The sequence below is a fragment of the Chelativorans intermedius genome (assembly GCF_025398255.1).
Classification (GTDB): domain Bacteria; phylum Pseudomonadota; class Alphaproteobacteria; order Rhizobiales; family Rhizobiaceae; genus Chelativorans; species Chelativorans intermedius.
Window position 1 is genome coordinate 1 of the sequence record NZ_JAODNW010000005.1, and the last position, 16,797, is coordinate 16,797.

Annotated in this window: 19 protein-coding genes and 1 other RNA gene; 12 read left to right on the forward strand and 8 right to left on the reverse strand. The window is 70.2% G+C overall.

Annotated features, from left to right (window positions below):
- A partial coding sequence (ftsY, locus tag NYR58_RS05735; RefSeq protein WP_261519532.1) for a signal recognition particle-docking protein FtsY occupies positions 1-1,116 on the forward strand: 1,116 nt, incomplete at its 5' end.
- Positions 1,117-1,770 (forward strand): septation protein A, encoded by a 654-nt coding sequence (locus NYR58_RS05740; protein ID WP_261519533.1) that lies wholly within the window; start codon positions 1,117-1,119, stop codon positions 1,768-1,770.
- A gap of 26 nt (positions 1,771-1,796) precedes the next feature.
- On the opposite strand, the gene NYR58_RS05745 is transcribed toward NYR58_RS05740, so the two are convergent.
- The 8 genes from NYR58_RS05745 to tsaD all read right to left on the reverse strand — a co-directional run bounded on the left by NYR58_RS05745 (position 1,797) and on the right by tsaD (position 7,896).
- Complete coding sequence (locus NYR58_RS05745) at positions 1,797-3,506, reverse strand: SulP family inorganic anion transporter (protein ID WP_261519534.1); 1,710 nt, start codon at positions 3,504-3,506, stop codon at positions 1,797-1,799.
- 65 nt (positions 3,507-3,571) lie between these two features.
- On the reverse strand, positions 3,572-3,841 hold the full coding sequence (locus NYR58_RS05750) for a helix-turn-helix domain-containing protein (protein WP_261519535.1): 270 nt from the start codon (positions 3,839-3,841) through the stop codon (positions 3,572-3,574).
- A 100-nt stretch (positions 3,842-3,941) separates the two neighbouring features.
- Entirely contained in the window at positions 3,942-4,349 is a 408-nt protein-coding gene (locus NYR58_RS05755) for a DUF1761 domain-containing protein (protein WP_261519536.1), read from the reverse strand.
- A gap of 69 nt (positions 4,350-4,418) precedes the next feature.
- Entirely contained in the window at positions 4,419-5,120 is a 702-nt protein-coding gene (locus NYR58_RS05760; RefSeq protein WP_261519537.1) for a class I SAM-dependent methyltransferase, read from the reverse strand.
- On the reverse strand, positions 5,075-5,500 hold the full coding sequence (locus NYR58_RS05765; protein ID WP_261519538.1) for an EVE domain-containing protein: 426 nt from the start codon (positions 5,498-5,500) through the stop codon (positions 5,075-5,077). The genes NYR58_RS05760 and NYR58_RS05765 overlap by 46 nt, the downstream gene beginning before the upstream one ends.
- Positions 5,500-5,796 carry a YciI-like protein gene (locus tag NYR58_RS05770; RefSeq protein WP_261519539.1) on the reverse strand — a complete coding sequence of 99 codons (297 nt, stop codon included), beginning with the start codon at positions 5,794-5,796 and terminating at the stop codon, positions 5,500-5,502. Before NYR58_RS05770 ends, NYR58_RS05765 begins: the two co-directional genes overlap by 1 nt.
- Before the next feature lie 25 nt (positions 5,797-5,821).
- The gene (locus NYR58_RS05775; RefSeq protein ID WP_261519540.1) at positions 5,822-6,811 is read right to left on the reverse strand and encodes an NAD(P)H-dependent glycerol-3-phosphate dehydrogenase; all 990 of its coding nucleotides are present in this window, start codon (positions 6,809-6,811) and stop codon (positions 5,822-5,824) included.
- Complete coding sequence (gene tsaD / locus NYR58_RS05780; RefSeq protein ID WP_261519541.1) at positions 6,808-7,896, reverse strand: tRNA (adenosine(37)-N6)-threonylcarbamoyltransferase complex transferase subunit TsaD; 1,089 nt, start codon at positions 7,894-7,896, stop codon at positions 6,808-6,810. Before tsaD ends, NYR58_RS05775 begins: the two co-directional genes overlap by 4 nt.
- Positions 7,897-7,994: 98 nt before the next feature.
- Here tsaD and hemC point away from each other — a divergent pair, with 98 nt between their 5' ends.
- The 10 genes from hemC to NYR58_RS05830 all read left to right on the forward strand — a co-directional run bounded on the left by hemC (position 7,995) and on the right by NYR58_RS05830 (position 16,796).
- Positions 7,995-8,924 (forward strand): hydroxymethylbilane synthase, encoded by a 930-nt coding sequence (gene hemC, locus NYR58_RS05785; protein WP_261519542.1) that lies wholly within the window; start codon positions 7,995-7,997, stop codon positions 8,922-8,924.
- Positions 8,925-8,927: 3 nt separating this feature from the next.
- Positions 8,928-9,638: a uroporphyrinogen-III synthase gene (locus NYR58_RS05790; protein ID WP_261519543.1), complete on the forward strand. Its 711-nt coding sequence runs from the start codon at positions 8,928-8,930 to the stop codon at positions 9,636-9,638.
- A 96-nt stretch (positions 9,639-9,734) separates the two neighbouring features.
- Positions 9,735-11,054 carry a COG4223 family protein gene (locus tag NYR58_RS05795; RefSeq protein ID WP_261519544.1) on the forward strand — a complete coding sequence of 440 codons (1,320 nt, stop codon included), beginning with the start codon at positions 9,735-9,737 and terminating at the stop codon, positions 11,052-11,054.
- Positions 11,055-11,064: 10 nt separating this feature from the next.
- Positions 11,065-12,675, forward strand: a complete 1,611-nt coding sequence (locus NYR58_RS05800) for a heme biosynthesis protein HemY (RefSeq protein ID WP_261519545.1) — start codon at positions 11,065-11,067, stop codon at positions 12,673-12,675.
- Between the two features lie 89 nt (positions 12,676-12,764).
- Entirely contained in the window at positions 12,765-13,235 is a 471-nt protein-coding gene (locus NYR58_RS05805) for a tellurite resistance TerB family protein (protein WP_261519546.1), read from the forward strand.
- Between the two features lie 8 nt (positions 13,236-13,243).
- Complete coding sequence (locus NYR58_RS05810) at positions 13,244-14,032, forward strand: glutamine amidotransferase (protein WP_261519547.1); 789 nt, start codon at positions 13,244-13,246, stop codon at positions 14,030-14,032.
- Positions 14,033-14,289: 257 nt separating this feature from the next.
- A non-coding RNA gene (gene ssrS / locus NYR58_RS05815) (6S RNA) lies at positions 14,290-14,445 on the forward strand.
- 101 nt (positions 14,446-14,546) lie between these two features.
- Entirely contained in the window at positions 14,547-15,134 is a 588-nt protein-coding gene (locus NYR58_RS05820; RefSeq protein ID WP_378074733.1) for a 5-formyltetrahydrofolate cyclo-ligase, read from the forward strand.
- A gap of 9 nt (positions 15,135-15,143) precedes the next feature.
- Complete coding sequence (locus NYR58_RS05825) at positions 15,144-15,968, forward strand: TIGR00282 family metallophosphoesterase (RefSeq protein ID WP_261519548.1); 825 nt, start codon at positions 15,144-15,146, stop codon at positions 15,966-15,968.
- A 60-nt stretch (positions 15,969-16,028) separates the two neighbouring features.
- Entirely contained in the window at positions 16,029-16,796 is a 768-nt protein-coding gene (locus tag NYR58_RS05830) for a TerC family protein (protein ID WP_261519549.1), read from the forward strand.
- Position 16,797 lies beyond the last annotated feature (1 nt).

Here is a 16,797-nt window from a genome sequence, read left to right on the forward strand (position 1 = left end):
GAGCCAGAGCCAGAGCCAGAGCCAGAGCCAGAGCCAGAGCCAGAGCCAGAGCCAGAGCCAGAGCCAGAGCCAGAGCCAGAGCCGGAAAGGCCGGCCGGCGCGGAGCCGGCGGAGGCGGATGCGCCAGCCCGGGTCACCGTCGCCAGATCGGTCGAGCGCCGCGCCGCGCCGGCGCCGGCGGTGGCCGCAGAGGCGCCGAGAAAGCCGTGGTTCCAGCGCCTGCGCGAGGGGCTGTCGCGCTCCTCGCGCGAGCTGCGCGAAAACATCGCCGCCATCTTCCTCAAGCGCAAGCTGGACGAGGACACGCTGCAGGACCTTGAGGACGTGCTGCTGCGCGCCGATCTGGGGCTGGAGACGGCCATGCGCATCACCGATGCGCTGGCGGCCGGCCGCTACGGCAAGGATGTCTCCGGCCCGGAGGTACAGGCGGTGATGGCCGAGGAGGTGGAAAAGGTGCTCGCCCCCGTGGCCGTGCCGCTGGAGCTCGATCTTACGCACAAGCCGCATGTCATTCTCGTCGTCGGCGTCAACGGCACGGGCAAGACGACGACCATCGGCAAGCTGGCGGCAAAGTTGCGTCAGGGCGGGCTGTCGGTCATGCTGGCGGCGGGGGATACCTTCCGCGCCGCCGCCATCGAGCAGCTCAGGATCTGGGGCGAGCGCACGGGCTCGCCCGTCGTCGCCTCCAGGCTCGGGGCGGATGCGGCGGGCCTCGCCTACGAGGCCTACGAGCGGGCGAAGGCCGAGGGCAGCGACGTGCTCATCATCGATACGGCCGGCCGGCTGCAGAACAAGGCCGAACTGATGGCGGAGCTGGAGAAGATTGTGCGCGTGCTCGGCAAGCACGACCCGGAAGCCCCGCACACCGTTCTCCAGACGCTCGACGCGACCACCGGGCAGAACGCCCTCAATCAGGTCGAAATCTTCCGCAATGTTGCCGGCGTGTCGGGCCTGGTGATGACCAAGCTGGACGGCACGGCGCGCGGCGGCATCCTCGTGGCCATCGCCGCGCGGCACAAGCTGCCGGTCTATTTCATCGGCGTCGGCGAAGGCGTCGACGACCTTGAACCCTTCTCGGCGAGCGATTTCGCCAAAGCGATAGCGGGAGTGGCGTAAGTGAGTGACGAACCGATCTTCGAGCGCGACCCCTCCGACCCCGCGCGCAAGACCGTCAACCCCCTGCTCAAGCTCGCGCTGGAGCTCGGGCCGCTGCTCGTCTTCTTCTTCGCCAATGCGCGCGGCGAGTGGCTGGCCGAACGCTTCCCCCTGCTCGGCGACATCGGCGGGCCGCTGTTCATCGCCACGGCGCTGTTCATGGCGGCGACGGCCATCGCGCTCTCCGTCTCATGGCTGCTTCTGCGCACGCTGCCCGTCATGCCGCTGGTCTCGGGCATCGTGGTCTTCGTCTTCGGCGCGCTGACGCTCTATCTGCACAGCGAGATCTTCATCAAGATGAAGCCGACCATCGTCAACACGCTGTTCGGGGCGGTGCTGCTCGGCGGGCTGGCCTTCGGCAAGTCGCTGCTGGGCTATGTCTTCGACTCCGCCTTCCGGCTCGATGCCGAGGGCTGGCGCAAGCTGACGCTGCGCTGGGGCCTGTTCTTCCTCTTCCTGGCAGCGGCCAACGAGGTGGTCTGGCGCTCCTTCTCCACCGATTTCTGGGTGGCCTTCAAGGTCTGGGGCATCATGCCCATCACCTTCATCTTCACCATGAGCCAGATGCCGCTCATCATGCGCCATTCGCTGGAGGAGGGCACCGGCGGCAAGTAGGAGCCGGCGCCGGGCCGGCCCCGCCACTATGCGCCGCCCGCCTCCCGGCGCATCGCCTTCCTCGCCGTACCCACCGCATCCTCCAGCCTGCCGTAATAGCGCACATGCGGCGGGCGCAGGCCGTGGGTGCGCAGGAGGCGGCGGATCGAGGGGGCGGCGCCGACGAGATAGACCGTGGCGCCCTGGCCGCGCGCCTTTCTGGCAAAGCCCTCGATGGTGGCCGCTGCGGTGGAGTCGAGCAGGGTGACGGCGGAGATGTCGATGACATAGGCTGTGGGCCGCCCGCCGATGCGGTCCAGCGCCGCCGCCACGGCCGCTGCCGCGCCGAAGAAGAAGGCGCCGGAGATGCGGTAGACGACGATGTCCTCGTCGGTGGAAAGCTCCGCCCGGTAGGGCCGTTCGCCGCCCTTGTCGGCACGGTCGGGCTCGCCGATGGTGGCGGCCCGGTCCACCGAGACGGCCTGCGACATGCGGTGCAGGAAGATCAGCGCGCCGAGGCCGAAGCCCACCAGAATGCCCTCCGTCAGGTCGCGGAAGACCACGAGCATGAAGGTGACGAGCAGAACCAGCGCATCGCCACGCGAGCTTTTCAGAAGCGCCGCGAACTGGTGCTTCTCCGCCATGTTCCACGCCACCACGGCCAGGATGGCGGCAAGCGCGGCAAGCGGGATGTAGCCTGCCAGCGGTGCCGCGGCCAGCATGAAGACGAGCAGGAAGAGCGAATGCAGGATGCCGGAGACCGGCCCGCGGGCGCCGGCGCGGATGTTGGCCGCCGTGCGGGCGATGGTGCCGGTGACGCAGAAGCCGCCGAACAGCGCCGAGGCCACATTGGCCGCGCCCTGCGCCACGAGTTCGCAATTGGAGCGGTGGCGCCGGCCGCTCATCGAATCGGCGACGACGGCCGAAAGCAGGCTCTCGATACCGCCCAGAAGCGCGAAGGACAGGGCCGCCGGCAGCACCTCGACGATCCGGCCGTAGCTCAGCTCCGGCAGGTGCGGTAGGGGCAGCGCCTGGGGAATGCCGCCGAAGCGCGTGCCGATGGTCTCCACCGGCATGTCGAAGCCCCAGGCAAGCAGCGTGGCGAGCGCCACGGCGATCAGGAAGCCTGGCCAGTGCGGGCGGTGGCGGCGCAACAGCACGATGGTGGCGACACACAGCAGCGACAGCGCCACCGCCGCGCCGTTCACCGTGGGCAGCGCCGCGCCCAGCGCCGCAAGCTTGGGCAGAAGCGGCCCCGGCTCCTGGCCGGCAAGCTGCAGGCCCAGAAAATCCTTCACCTGGCTTGCCAGGATGATGACGGCGATGCCTGCGGTAAAGCCCACCGTCACCGGATAGGGCACATATTTGATGAAGGTGCCGAGGCGCAGAAGGCCGATGCCCATCAGGATGAGCCCGGAAAGGAAGGTGGCGAGGATCAGGCCGTCGAGCCCGTGCGCTTGCACCGTGGCGAGCACCAGCACGATGAAGGCGCCCGCCGGCCCGCCGATCTGAAAGCGGCTGCCGCCGAGCACGGAGACGAGGAAGCCGCCGACGATGGCCGTGTAAAGCCCGCGCTCCGGCGACACGCCGGAGGCAATGGCGATGGCCATGGAAAGCGGCAGCGCGATGATGGCGACGGTCAGCCCCGCCATGGCGTCCGCCTTGAGTGCCGCAGGGCCGTAGCCCTCGCGCAGCACCGTGACGAGCTTCGGCGTGAACAGTTCCAGAAAGCTGGGCTCGCGCATGCGGGCAAGCATGGCCGACCTTTCCTGCAGGCTGTGCGGAAGCGGCCGCGCCGGCCGCCGCCGCGGGGTGAACCTCGTCAGCCGGTCTTGCCCCTGCCCGCCGCCTCCTTGAAGCGCACGCCGCGCCCCTGCCCGGTGCTTGGCGCATGGTCGCCGATCAGCTCGATGCCTGCGGCATCGAGCGCCTCCACCACCTTCGACAGCGTGTCGACCACGCCACGCACATTGCCTTCGCTCGCCTCCATCCGCTGGATGGTGGGAAGTGAGACCCCGGAAAGCTCGGCAAGCCGCTTCTGGTCGATGCCGAGAAGCGCCCGCGCAGCGCGCATCTGTGCAGCGGTTATCATCGGTGCTCCGTCTGACGGGAGGGATTATATACGATAGGTCATAAGTGATGTCTAGAACATCAACATTATCATTTCATGCGTTATCAATGCCGCCTCACGTCTAAGCCCCGAACCAGCCGATGATGCCGCCCATCACCAGTGCCACGCCCAGCCAGTGGCCGGCGTCGATCAGGGTCAGATCCCATCCGAAGCCCTGATAGCGGTGGTTGACGGCCAGCGTCGTGGCGATGAAGCCTGCCCACAGGAAGGCGGCGGAGACGAGGCCGTTCCACAGCGTCACCTGGCCCGTGCCCAGATGGCCGATCACGCCGGCCAGCACCCATGCCATCACGAGCTCGGCCACAAAGGCGATGATGAAGGGCGCCGGGCTCTTGCCCAGATCTTCGGGCTTCAGGCGCGCCGCCTTCATCCATGGCTTGCCGAGCAGGCCGTAATAGCCCGCTCCGAAGGCGAAGGCGGCGATGGCTGCCACCACGATCGCCAGATGGTTGATGCCGCCGAAATCCATGGCCGACTGCCTCCTGCAACGCGTTGTTTCTTCCGGGGAGGCGGATTGAACGCCCGCCCGCCCGCTGCGTCAAGAAAAACGCCACACCGTGGTGCGCTTCACCTCCGCATCCTCCAGCGCGCGGGTGACGGGAACCGAATAGACGGCCAGCGGCTCCATGCGCTCCTTCGGCAGGTAGGCCCGGCCGGGATCGCCGACGAGAACCTGCGTGCCCGCCGCCGCCAGCCCGGCAAACCAGGGCGTGAGCATGCCCGCCAGCGTGCGGTCGTAGAACACGTCGCCGGCCAGGAGCACCGCCGCATCGGGGTCGCGGCCGATCAGATCCTCGCCCGTCAGCGAAAAGACAACGCCGTTGGCCGCCATGTTGAGCCGGCAGGCAGCCGGCGAGAAGGGGTCGGTATCGGCGGCCCGCACATGGCCTGCGCCGGCCATGCAGGCGGCGATCGCGACGAGACCGGAACCGGTGGCAAAGTCGAGCACGCTGAGCCCGCGCACGGTTTCGGGATGGTCGAGAACATAGCGGGCGAGCCCCTGGCCGCCCGCCCACGCGAAGGCCCAGAAGGGCGGCGGCAGGCCGATGGCCTGCAGCTCCTCCTCCGTGCGGGTCCACAGCGTGTGGGCCTCGTCGGCGAGGTGCAGCCGGATTTCCGGCACGTGCGGCGGCGCGGCGAGCGCGGTGTTGGCGCGGATGAAGGCCTCGGCGCTCGCCGGTGTCAGCCTGCCCCTCACGGCGCCTCGTCGAGACCGCCCATGCGGCAGACTTCGCGCCACTCCGCTTCGCTCACCGGTTGCACGGAAAGGCGGGAGTTGTTGACCAGAACCATGTCCTTGAGCTTCGGATTGGCCTTGATCTCCTCCAGCGTGACCGGCCTCGGCATGTCGCGCACGGCACGAATGTCCACGCATTCCCAGCGCGGATCGTCGGTGGTGGAGTCGGGATGGGCCTCGGCGCACACCTCCACGATGCCCACCACGCTCGTCTCCTTCACGGAGTGGTAGAAGAAGCCGAGATCGCCGACCTTCATCTGGCGCATGTTGTTGCGTGCCTGATAGTTGCGCACGCCGTCCCATTCCTGGCCCTCTTTCCCCTTTTCCTTCTGCATCTGCCAGGACCAGGACGAGGGCTCGGACTTGAACAGCCAGTAGGCCATCACGCATTCTCCGGTTTGTTGAAGACCCAGTTCCAGGGCCTTATTTCGACGGATTCGAAGAGGCCGGCAAGGGCATAGGGATCGGCGGCGGCCACCGCCTCGGCGTCCTCCCGGTCCTCCGCCTCCACGGCCACCATGCCGCCGCAAGGCTTGCCTTCCCCATCCAGAAAGGGGCCGGCAAAGTGCAGCCGGCGCTCGGCGTTCAGCCGTTCCAGATAGGCCACGTGCCCGGGGCGCGTGTCCATTCGCAGCCGAAGGTGGCCGGGCTTGTCCCGGCACAGGATGACGAAGATCATTTCTTGGCTCTCCCTCGAAACAGGCTTACTCCGCCTCGCTCTTCAACGGCCGGGCAAGCAGGGCCTGCATGGCGGCCTCGACGGTCAGCCGGCCTTCCAGCACCCGCGCCACACTGGCGACGATGGGCGCCTCCAACCCGCGCTCCTCCGCCAGCCGGGCGGCGATGCCGGCGGTGTGTACGCCCTCGGCAAGCGGCAGTCCCTCCACGCTTCGGCCGCGGCCGAGCGCCAGGCCATAGGCGAAATTGCGCGACTGCTCGGACGAGCAGGTCAGGATCAGGTCGCCGAGGCCGGAAAGGCCCATCAGCGTTTCCGCGCGCGCGCCGAAGGCCGCGCCGATGCGGCGCAGTTCCACGAAGCCGCGGGCGACGATGGCCGCCACGGCGCTTGCGCCGAGGCCCGCGCCCTGCGTGGCGCCGGCGGCGATGGCCAGCACGTTCTTCAGCGCACCGCCGATCTCCACGCCGGCGAGGTCGTCGCTCGAATAGCAGCGCAGATTGGGGGCCGAAAGGCGCGCTGCAAGCCTGCCCGCCAGCGCTGCGTTGCGGGCTGCCACGGTGACGGCCGTTGGCAGGCCGGCGGCCACGTCGGCCGCGAAGCTCGGGCCGGAAAGGGCGGCAATCGGGTTGTCGGGCAGCACCTCGCCGGCCACCTCCGACATCAGCCGTCCCGTCGTGCGCTCGATCCCCTTGGCGCACAGCACCACCGGCACGTCGGGCGCCAGCGCCAGGCGCGCCTGGGCAAGCACCGCGCGCAGGGTCTGCGCCGGCGTGACGGCCAGCACGCATTGCGCGCCGTGCAGCACCGCCGCCATGTCGTCCAGCGCCGCCAGCCGCGGGTCGAGCGCCACGCCGGGCAGATAGCGGCTGTTCCTGTGGCCATGGGTGATCTCTCGGGCGGTCTCGGCATTGCGCGCCCAAAGCGTTGCCCTGTGGCCGGCCCGCAGGGCCGTCATCGCCAGTGCCGTGCCCCAGGCGCCGGCCCCCAGCACCGCAATGGTCCATCCCCCGCTCATGCCTTGGCTCCCCGCTTGCCGGCGCCGACCAGCGGTGCAGCGGCCGCGTCCAGCGGCCAGCGCGGGCGGGGCGCGAAAGCCAGCGCGTCCTCTTCCACGAGCCCCGCCCGCAGGCGTTCCACCCCTGCCCAGGCGATCATGGCGGCGTTGTCGCCGCACAGGGCGAGCGGCGGCGCGACAAGGCGGAAGCCTTCGCCCGCGCACAGCGTCTCCAGCGCCGCACGGATGGCGGCATTGGCCGCCACGCCGCCGGCCACCACCAGAGCGGGAGCCGCAAGGTCCGGGTGCGTCTCGCGGAAGCGGGCAAGCCCGTGCGCCACGCGGTCGACAAGGGTCTCGGCGACGGCGCGCTGGAAGGAGGCGCATATGTCCGCCACGTCCTGCCGGGAAAGCGGCGCAAGCTGGGTGCCGGCGCGGCGCACGGCGGTCTTGAGGCCGGAGAAGGAGAAGTCGGGCCGCGCCTCGCCCTTGAGCGGCCTTGGAAAGGCAAAGCGCTCGGGGTCCCCGTCTCGCGCCGCCTTCTCGACATTCGGGCCCCCGGGATAGGGCAGGCCCAGCAGCTTGGCGGTCTTGTCGAAGGCTTCGCCCAGGGCGTCGTCGATGGTGCTTGCCCAGCGTTCGTAGCGGCCTACACCGGCCACATGCACGATCTGCGTGTGGCCGCCGGAGACGAGCAGCAGAAGGTAGGGAAAGGAAAGCCGGTCGGTCAGCCGCGCCGTCAGCGCGTGGCCTTCCAGGTGGTTGACGGGGATGAGCGGCTTGCCGAGCGCGGCGGCGATGGCCTTGGCCGTCGTCAGTCCGACGATCAGCCCGCCGATCAGGCCGGGCCCGGCGGTCGCCGCCACCGCGTCGATGTCGTGCAGACCGAGATGCGCCTCGCCGAGCGCGGCCTCGATCACGCCGTCGAGCGCTTCCACATGGGCGCGCGCGGCAATCTCCGGCACCACGCCGCCGAAGGCGGCATGTTCCTCGATCTGGCTCAGCACCACATTGGACAGGATTGCCGGCGCACCGTCTGCCGTCTGCTCCACGACGGCGGCAGCGGTCTCGTCGCAACTCGTCTCGATGCCCAGTACGCGCGTCATTCGGTCCGGCCCGCCTTTGTTGCCGCGGCGGGCGTTCCCCGATAGGTATCGGAAAAACGCCCGCATCAGGAAGATGCGGTTAGCACGGACGTGACGGGATGCAAACGGATGTGGTGAGAATCGGAACCCGCGGCAGCGCTCTGGCGCTGGCCCAGGCGGCGGAGGCCAGGGCGCGGCTCATGGCCGCCCATGGCCTGCCCGAGGAGGCGTTCGAGATCGTCGTGATCCGAACGAGCGGCGACCGCATCCAGGACCGGCCGTTATCGGCAGTCGGCGGCAAGGGGCTCTTCACCAGGGAAATCGAGGAGGCCCTTTTGGACGGGCACATCGACCTTGCCGTCCATTCCTCCAAGGACATGCCCACCATCCTGCCCGAGGGGCTCGAAATCTCCGCCTTTCTGGAGCGTGAGGACGTGCGCGACGTCTTCATCGGCCGCTCCGTCGGGCGGCTCGAAGACCTGCCGCAGGGCGCCAGGCTCGGCACCTCGTCGCTGCGCCGCCAGGCTCTGGCGCTCCGGCTGCGTCCCGACCTCCAGGTCGGCATGTTCCGCGGCAACGTGCAGACACGGCTGAAGAAGCTGGAGGACGGCGTGGCCGAGGGCACGCTTCTGGCGCTTGCCGGGCTCAGACGGCTGCGACTCGAACATGTGGCAAGCGAGATCCTCGATCCCGCAATCTTCCCGCCGGCGCTCGGCCAGGGCGCCATCTGCATCGAAAGCCGCGTCGGCGACCGGCGCGTCAGGCCGCTGGTCGAAGCGATCCACCATGGGGAAAGCGGCGCGGCCCTGGCCTGCGAGCGGGCGTTCCTCGCCGTTCTCGACGGCTCCTGCCGCACGCCGATTGCCGGGCTGGCACGGGTGGAGGAGGGGCGCATCGCCTTCTACGGCATGATTCTCACGCCCGACGGGCGCCAGGCGCACGAGATCACCGGCGAGGGCGGCGTGGAGGAGGCGGCCCGCATCGGCGCCGAGGCGGGAAGGCGCATCCGCGAAAAGGCGGGAAGCGGCTTCTTCCGCACCTGGGAGTGAGCGATGCGCCGCGTCCTCGTCACACGGCCCGAGCCCGGCGCCGGACAGACGGCGCAGCGGCTTTCCGCCCTGGGGTTTGCGCCGCTCGTCCTGCCGTTGACGCGGATCGTTCCGCTCCCACCGCCCGTCTCGTTTCAGGCGGTGCCCTGGTCGGCGGTGGCGATCACCAGCCCCAACGCCGTGCGCCATGCGCCGCGCGGGCTGCTCGGGGCGCTTGCCGGCCTGCCGGTCCACGCGGTGGGCGAGGGCTCGGCAGCGGCGGCGCGTGCGGCGGGGCTTGCCCATGCGGCGGCGGCCGCCGGCGACGCGGAGCGGCTGGCACAGCAGATTGTCGCGCAGCGTGCCCCCGGCCGCATCCTGCTTCTTTGCGGGCGGGTGCGGCGCGACACGCTGGAGCGGCGGCTGTCGGCAGCCGGCTTCGGCATCGACGTGCTGGAGACCTATGACACGCTGCCGGCGCGGCCGGCGCCGCAGGCGGTGGCCGCGCTGCTGGGCGGCGCGCCCGTGCAGGCGGCTCTGTTCCACTCGGCCTTCGCGGCGCGCCTTTTCGCGCCGGTATTGGAACAGGCGCCACGCTGCTTTGCCGATACCCTGTTCGTCGCCATTTCCCCGCGCGTCGCCGAAAGCCTGCCGCCGCGCACCGGGGGGCGGGTGGCCGTCGCCGCCCGGCCGACGGAGGAGGCGATGTTCGCGCGGCTTGCCGGGGGAATGTAGGGGCCGCCCTCTTCCCAAGCCTTTTTCGTGTGCTAGGGAAGGTGGTGCGCCGCACAAGCGCGTGTGAGGGAAGACCTGCCAGCGGAGAGCTGCCTGATGGCCAAGACACCGAGGAACCGCCACTCCGGGACGAAACGGGAGCCGGTCACCATCGATCTCGATGCCGACGAGGTGAAGCGGGAGGTGCCCGAAAAGGCCGAGGAGCCGGCGACGGAACAGCCCGCCGCCCCGCAGGAGCAGGCATCGCAGGAAACGCAGGACACCGGTGCCGCGGAGCCCGCATCCGGCGAGGGCCCGCGCGGCGAGGAGGCCGAAACGGCGCCCGCCGGGCAGGTGCCCCCCGCCAGCCGCCCCTCCGGCGGCGGCCGTGCGCTGGCGGCGGGCCTCGTCGGCGGTGTCGTGGCCGTGGGCCTGGCAGGTGCTCTGCAGTGGAGCGGCGTCCTGCCGGTGCCCGGCGGCACGGACAATGCGGCGCTCGACGCGCTGCGCCAGGAGGTCCAGGTCCTGCGCGGCGAGATCGCGCAGGCGCGGAATGCTGCCTCCGACAGTGTTTCCCGCGCCGCGCTGGAGGAGGCGCTGTCCGGGCCGCAGCAGGACATCGCGGCCCTTCGCGATGCCGTTTCGGCGCTGCGGGAGGCCGCCCCCGGCGACGGCGGGCAGCTTCCCGCCGCGCTGGCGCAGCGCCTGTCCGCGATCGAGGAGCGGCTTTCGCAGCTGTCGCAGGCGGCGGACCAGGGCGCCGCCGGGACGGGCCTTGCCGACCGCCTGGCGGCGGTCGAGGCGGATGTGGAATCGTTGAGCGCGGCGGTATCCGCCGCGCGGCAGTCCGGCGCCGAGGGTGCAGAGCGGCTGGAGGCGCTTTCCGGGCGGCTGTCGGCGCTGGAGGCGGAGGTGGAAGCGCGCGACGAGGGGCCGCGCCTGGCGCTGATGGCGGCGGCCACGGCGCTGCGCGCGGCGGTGGATCGCGGCGCGCCCTTTGCCGGCGAGCTGGAGACCTACGCGGCGCTCGCGCCCGATGCGCCGGCGCTCGCCGCCCTGCGCCCATATGCCGAAACCGGCATTCCCACGCGCGCCGACCTGGCCAGGGAAGCCTCCGAGGCGGCCTCGCGCATCGCCGCCGCGGCGGCCGCTCCGCCGGAGGATGCCGGCTTCTTCGACCGGCTGCTGGCCAGCGCCCGCCGCGCCGTCACCGTGCGCCCGGTGGGCGAGGTGGAGGGCGAGACGCCCGCCGCCATCGCCGCGCGCATGGAGCAGGCGGCGATCGAGGGCGACTATGCCCGCGCGCTCGCCGAATACGAAATGCTGCCGCCGGCGCTGCAGGGCGTTGCCAGCGGCTTTGCCGAGCGGCTGCGGGCCCGCCGGTCGGCGGACCGGATTCTCGAAGAGGCGCTGTCCGCGGCGCTGAAGCCGGCCTGAGGACGTGCCCATGATTCGCATTCTCTTCTTTCTCGCCGTCGTCTTCCTGCTGGGGCTCGGCTTTTCCTGGCTGGCGGAGCGGCCGGGCGATCTGATCATCACCTTCGGCGGCTATCGCTATGAGGTGACGCTGATGGTGGCGGCGGTGATGGTCGCCGCCGTCGTGGCGGCGGTGATGATCCTGTGGTGGCTGGTGCGCAGCATCTGGACAAGCCCCTACGCCGTGGCGCGCTATTTTCGCGCCCGCCGGCGCGACCGGGGCTACCAGGCGCTGTCCACCGGCATCATTGCGGCCGGGGCCGGCGATGGCGGGCTTGCCCGGCGCATGGGCCGGCAGGCCGCCAAGCTGATCTCCGCCGATCAGGAGCCGCTCATCCACCTGCTCGACGCGCAGGCCGCCCTTCTCGAAGGCGACCATGAGACGGCGCGCAAAACCTTCGCCGCCATGGCCGACGACCCCGAGACCAGGCTTCTGGGCCTGCGCGGGCTCTATCTGGAAGCGGAGCGGCTGGGCGAGCGGGAGGCGGCCCGCCAGTATGCCGCCCGCGCGGCGGCAGAGGCGCCGCAGCTTGCCTGGGCGATGAACGCTGCCCTGGAAGCCAAGGCCCTGGAGGGCGACTGGCAGGGCGCCCTGGCGCTTGTGGAAAAGCGCAAGGCGGCCGACAAGGGCGAGCGCGAGATACAGGCGCGGCGCCGCGCCGTGCTGCTCACCGCCAAGGCGATGGAGGATCAGGACACAGACCCCGCTGCCGCACGCAGCGCGGCGCTGGAGGCCCACCGCCTGCAGCCGGATTTCGTGCCCGCCGCCCTGGCCGCCGCGCGCGCCCTCTTCCGCGAAAACGACCTGCGCCGCGGCTCCAGGGTTCTGGAGACCGTGTGGAAGAAGGAGCCGCATCCGCAGGTGGCGGAGCTCTACGTGCATGCCCGGCCGGGCGATTCCACGCAGGACCGGCTGGAGCGCGCCCGGCGCCTGTCGCGGCTCAGGCCCAATCACGTGGAATCGGAGCTTGCCGTGGCGCGCGCCGCGCTTGCCGCCGGTGCATTCGAGGAGGCCCGCCGTGCCGCCGAGGCGGCGGTGCGTCTCTCCCCGCGCGAGGGCGCATTCCTTCTTCTGGCCGATATCGAGGAGGCGGAGACGGGCGATCAGGGCCGCGTGCGCCACTGGCTGGGAAAGGCCGTGCGCGCCCCGCGCGATCCCGCCTGGGTGGCCGATGGCGTGGTGAGCGAGCATTGGGCGCCCGCCTCGCCGGTGACGGGCCGGCTGGACGCCTTCACCTGGCGCGCGCCCATGGAGCGGCTGGGCCAGGTGCTGGAGAGCGAGGAGGCGCTGGCCGCGCTGCCGGCGCTGGGCGAGCCGGCGGAGGCCCGGGAGCAGGAAGCGGACGAGCCGGCGGAGCCGGCCGTTACCCTCGATGCCGCGCCGGCGCCCGAAGGCGGCGAGGACAAGCCGCAGGCGGAGAAGCCCCGGCCTTCCGCCGCGCGGGAAGACGGCGACGGCCCGACGCGGCCGGCGCCCGCGCCGGCAAAAGACGCCGGGCCGGCGCGGCCGCCCCTGCCGGACGATCCCGGCGTGGAGCCGGAGGAGAAGGAAAACGGGTCCTCCCGCTACAGGCTGTTTTGAAGGCGCCCCCTCAGGCCGCAGCAAAAAGCGGCTTGTGCGGGTTGCCGCCAGCCCGCAACATGGTCCACGCTGATTCCCGCGAGTTTTCGATGTTCGAGCGTATCCTTTCCTTCCTGAAGGACCTGCCGGCCGCCGGCGATGCTTCGCAGAGGCCCGAGGCGGACGACCCGCGCGTGGCGGCGGCGGCGTTGCTCATCCACGTGATGGCGGCCGATGGCGAGCGCAGCTCCAAGGAGCAGAAGCGCCTGCGCCAGGCCCTGTCGAGCGCCTACGACCTGCACGGGGCGGAGCTCAAGGCGCTGATGAAGGCCGCCGAGGAGGCGGAGGCCGAGGCGGTGGACCTCTACACCTTCACGAGCGTCTTGAAGCGGCATCTCGACGAGGCGGCGCGCGCCGAGTTCATCCGCTGCATGTGGGAGATCGTCTTTGCCGACGGCACCCTGCACGAGCTGGAGGACAATCTGGTCTGGCGGGTGGCCGAGCTTCTGGGCGTGGATACGCGCACACGGGTGGTCATGCGCCAGCGCGTGCAGGAGGAGCGGGAACGCAGGGAGGGTTGAGCGCGCGCATGGGCAGGGGGATAGAGGAGAAGAAGATCCTGATCGTGCTGCATCAGGAAATGTCGAGCCCCGGCAGGGTCGGCCAGCTCCTGCAGCGCAGCGGCTTTACCCTCGACATCCGCCGCCCGCCGCTCGGCGATCGGCTGCCCGAGACCATGGCCGGGTACGCGGGTGCGGTGATCTTCGGCGGCCCGATGAGCGCCAACGACCATGACGAGTTCGTGCGGCGCGAGACCGACTGGCTGGCCGTTCCCCTCAAGGAGGACAAGCCCTTTCTCGGCATCTGCCTGGGTGCGCAGATGCTGGTCAAGCATCTGGGCGGCCAGGTGAAGAGCCACGATGACGGGCTGGTGGAGATCGGCTGGTATCCCATCAGGGCGACGGAGGCAGGGCGCCGGCTCATGCACTGGCCGGAGATGGTCTATCAGTTCCATCGCGAGGGGTTCTCCCTGCCTTCGGGCGCCACGCTTCTCGCCACCGCCGAGCACTACCCCAACCAGGCATTCCGCTACGGGCGCAACGCCTGGGGCGTGCAGTTCCATGCCGAGCTCACGCGGCTCATGATGCAGCGCTGGGTGGTGCACGGCGCCCATCGCTTTGTGCTGCCCGGCGCCCAGCCGGGGCGCGACCATCTCGGCGGCCGCCTCATCTGGGACACGCATCTGAAGCAGTGGCTGGTGGAGTTTCTCGACATCGTTTTCGGCGGCGGCAGCCGGGGGCGGGTGACGGCCGGCGACGAGGCCACGGCGCACAAGCCGCTTGCCCGCCGTCAGGTCGGCCGGCGGGGCGTGGCCTGAGGTTCGGCGCCGCCGATGCTTCCCGCGCGCGGACAGATTCAACGCCCCCGGAATTTTTCTCCCCGCAACCCGTTGCTCCCACTTTTCGAGCGGCGAACGCCCGGAGCCATGGCGCGGGGCCGTTGGGCGCGCCGCACATCCATAGAGAAGACACGGACAACGCGATGACGAGCCCGCACCCTCAAATTGTCCCTGTCCCGATCCGCTTGCGACGCATGGCCTCTGGCGCACGGCGCATGGCGGGCCTATATTGGCGGGGCGATCTGCGCCTCGCGACAGGAACTCATATCCCCGGGGCCTTATCGATCCTGAAGGGAGCTGTCCCTGGCCTTGCTCGTGGGCTTGGCCATATGGCGCCCACCTACTTTGTAGGTTCCCGGGATCGAAATTCCATCGGTTGCCGCGGATCGCATCTCCTTTTCCGTCGTCCCGGTTCTCCGGCATGTCGCCTTCCGGCCTTTGCGCCGCATCGGCGGTTGCCTATTGTCGCGCGAAAACCCGGAGGACGATGCGCATGGCGATGACGGCTGGCGAGACGAAGAGGGCGCTGAGGGCGCAGGCGCTGGCACGGCGCGACGCGCTCGACCCTGCGTGGCGGATCGAGGCCAGCCTGGCGTTCGCGCAGCGGGCGGCCGAGATCGCGCCGCCCTCCGGCACGGTTGTTTCCGGCTTCTGGCCGATCCGTTCGGAGGTCGATGTGCGGCCGCTCATGGCGGCGCTCGCCGAGCGCGGGGCGCGGCTCTGCCTGCCGGCCATTCTCGACAGGACCACCATCGTCTTTCGCGAGTTGCTGCGCGGCGCGCCGCTCGTCGATATGGGTTTCGGCACGCGCGGACCGGGCGAGGCGGCGGCCGAGCTGGAGCCGGAGGTGATGCTGGTGCCGCTTGCCGCCTTCGACCGGCGCGGCCATCGCATCGGCTATGGGGCGGGCTATTACGACCGGGCGATCGCCCGGCTGCGCGCCAGGGGGCGCGCAGGGCGGCTCATCGGTATCGCGTTCGATTGCCAGGCGGTGGAGCGGGTGCCCGAGGAGCCGCACGACATCAGGATTCCCGAGATCCTGACCGAAAGCGGCTTGCACCGCTTCCCCGAGGCCGGTTAAGAGCAGGCGATGCGCGTTCTGTTTCTTGGCGATATGGTGGGCCGCAGCGGCCGCACCGCGGTATGGCAGCGGCTGCCGGGTCTGATCCGCGACTTCCGTCTCGATTTCGTGGTGGTGAACGGGGAGAACGCCGCCGGCGGCTTCGGCATCACGGAGGAGATCTTCCGTGCCACGCTCAACGCCGGCGCCGATGTGGTGACGACCGGCAACCATGTCTGGGATCAGCGGGAGGCGCTGGTCTTCGCCCCCCATGAGGAGCGCTTCCTGCGGCCGGCCAATTTTCCCGCCGGCGCGCCGGGGCGCGGAAGCGGGCTCTACACGGCGCGCAACGGCGCGCGGGTGCTCGTTTCCAACATCATGGGCCGCATCTTCATGGTGCCCGATCTCGACGATCCCTTCCGCTGCGTGGAGGAGCAGCTCGCCGCCTGCCCCCTCGGCGAGCAGGCCGATGCGGCGATCATCGACTTTCACGCCGAAGCCACGTCGGAGAAGATGTGCTTTGCCCATTTCGTCGACGGGCGGGTGAGCGCGGTGATCGGAACCCACACGCACCAGCCCACCGCGGATCACCAGATCCTCAACGGCGGCACGGCCTACATCTCCGATGCCGGCATGTGCGGCGACTACGATTCCTCGCTGGGTATGGACAAGGAGGAGCCGCTCAACCGCTTTCTCACCAAGGTGCCGCGCGGCCGCTTCGAGGCCGCGACGGGGCCTGCCACGCTGTGCGGCGTGGGACTCGACATCTCCGAGCGCACGGGGCTGGCCGAGGCCATCGCCCCGCTGCGGCTCGGGCCGCGGCTGGAGGAGACGATTCCCGCCTTCTGGCGTTGACGGGCGCGCGCGCCGGCCCTACCTCTGCGAGGCTTTTTCTCATCAAGTGACGGTTGCCCCATGGATTGGCTGTTCTCCCACTTCGCCTTCGTCTCCAGCCCGGAAGCCTGGGTGGCGCTCGTCACCCTGGTGGTTCTGGAGATCGTGCTCGGCATCGACAATCTCATCTTCATCTCCATCCTGACCAACAAGCTGCCGAAGGAGAACCAGGCTGCCGCCCGCCGGCTCGGCATCGGGGCCGCGCTGGTGCTCAGGCTGGCCCTTCTGGCCACCATCTCCTTCATCGTGCAGCTCACCACGCCGCTCTTCACCCTCTTCGACCACGGTTTTTCCTGGCGCGACCTGATCCTCATCGCCGGCGGTCTGTTCCTGGTCTGGAAGGCGACGAAGGAGATCCATCATTCGGTGGACCCGGCCGATCCGAAGGAAAACATGATGGGCGGCGCGGTCACCATGTCCGTGGGCGCGGCGATCTTTCAGATCCTGCTCCTCGATCTCGTCTTCTCCATCGATTCCATCATCACCGCCGTCGGCATGACCGACGAGATCGCCATCATGTTCATCGCCGTCATCTGTGCGGTGACGGTCATGCTCCTGGCGGCCGAGCCCCTGTCGCGTTTCATTGCGGCCAATCCCACCGTGGTGATGCTGGCGCTCGGGTTCCTGCTCATGATCGGCATGACGCTGATTGCCGACGGTTTCGGCTTTCACGTGCCGAAGGGCTACATCTACGCGGCGATGGGCTTCTCGGCCATGGTGGAGGCGCTCAACATGCTGGCGCGGCGCAAGCGGGCGCGCGAGCGGGCGCTGCGCGAGGAGGAGGCATAAG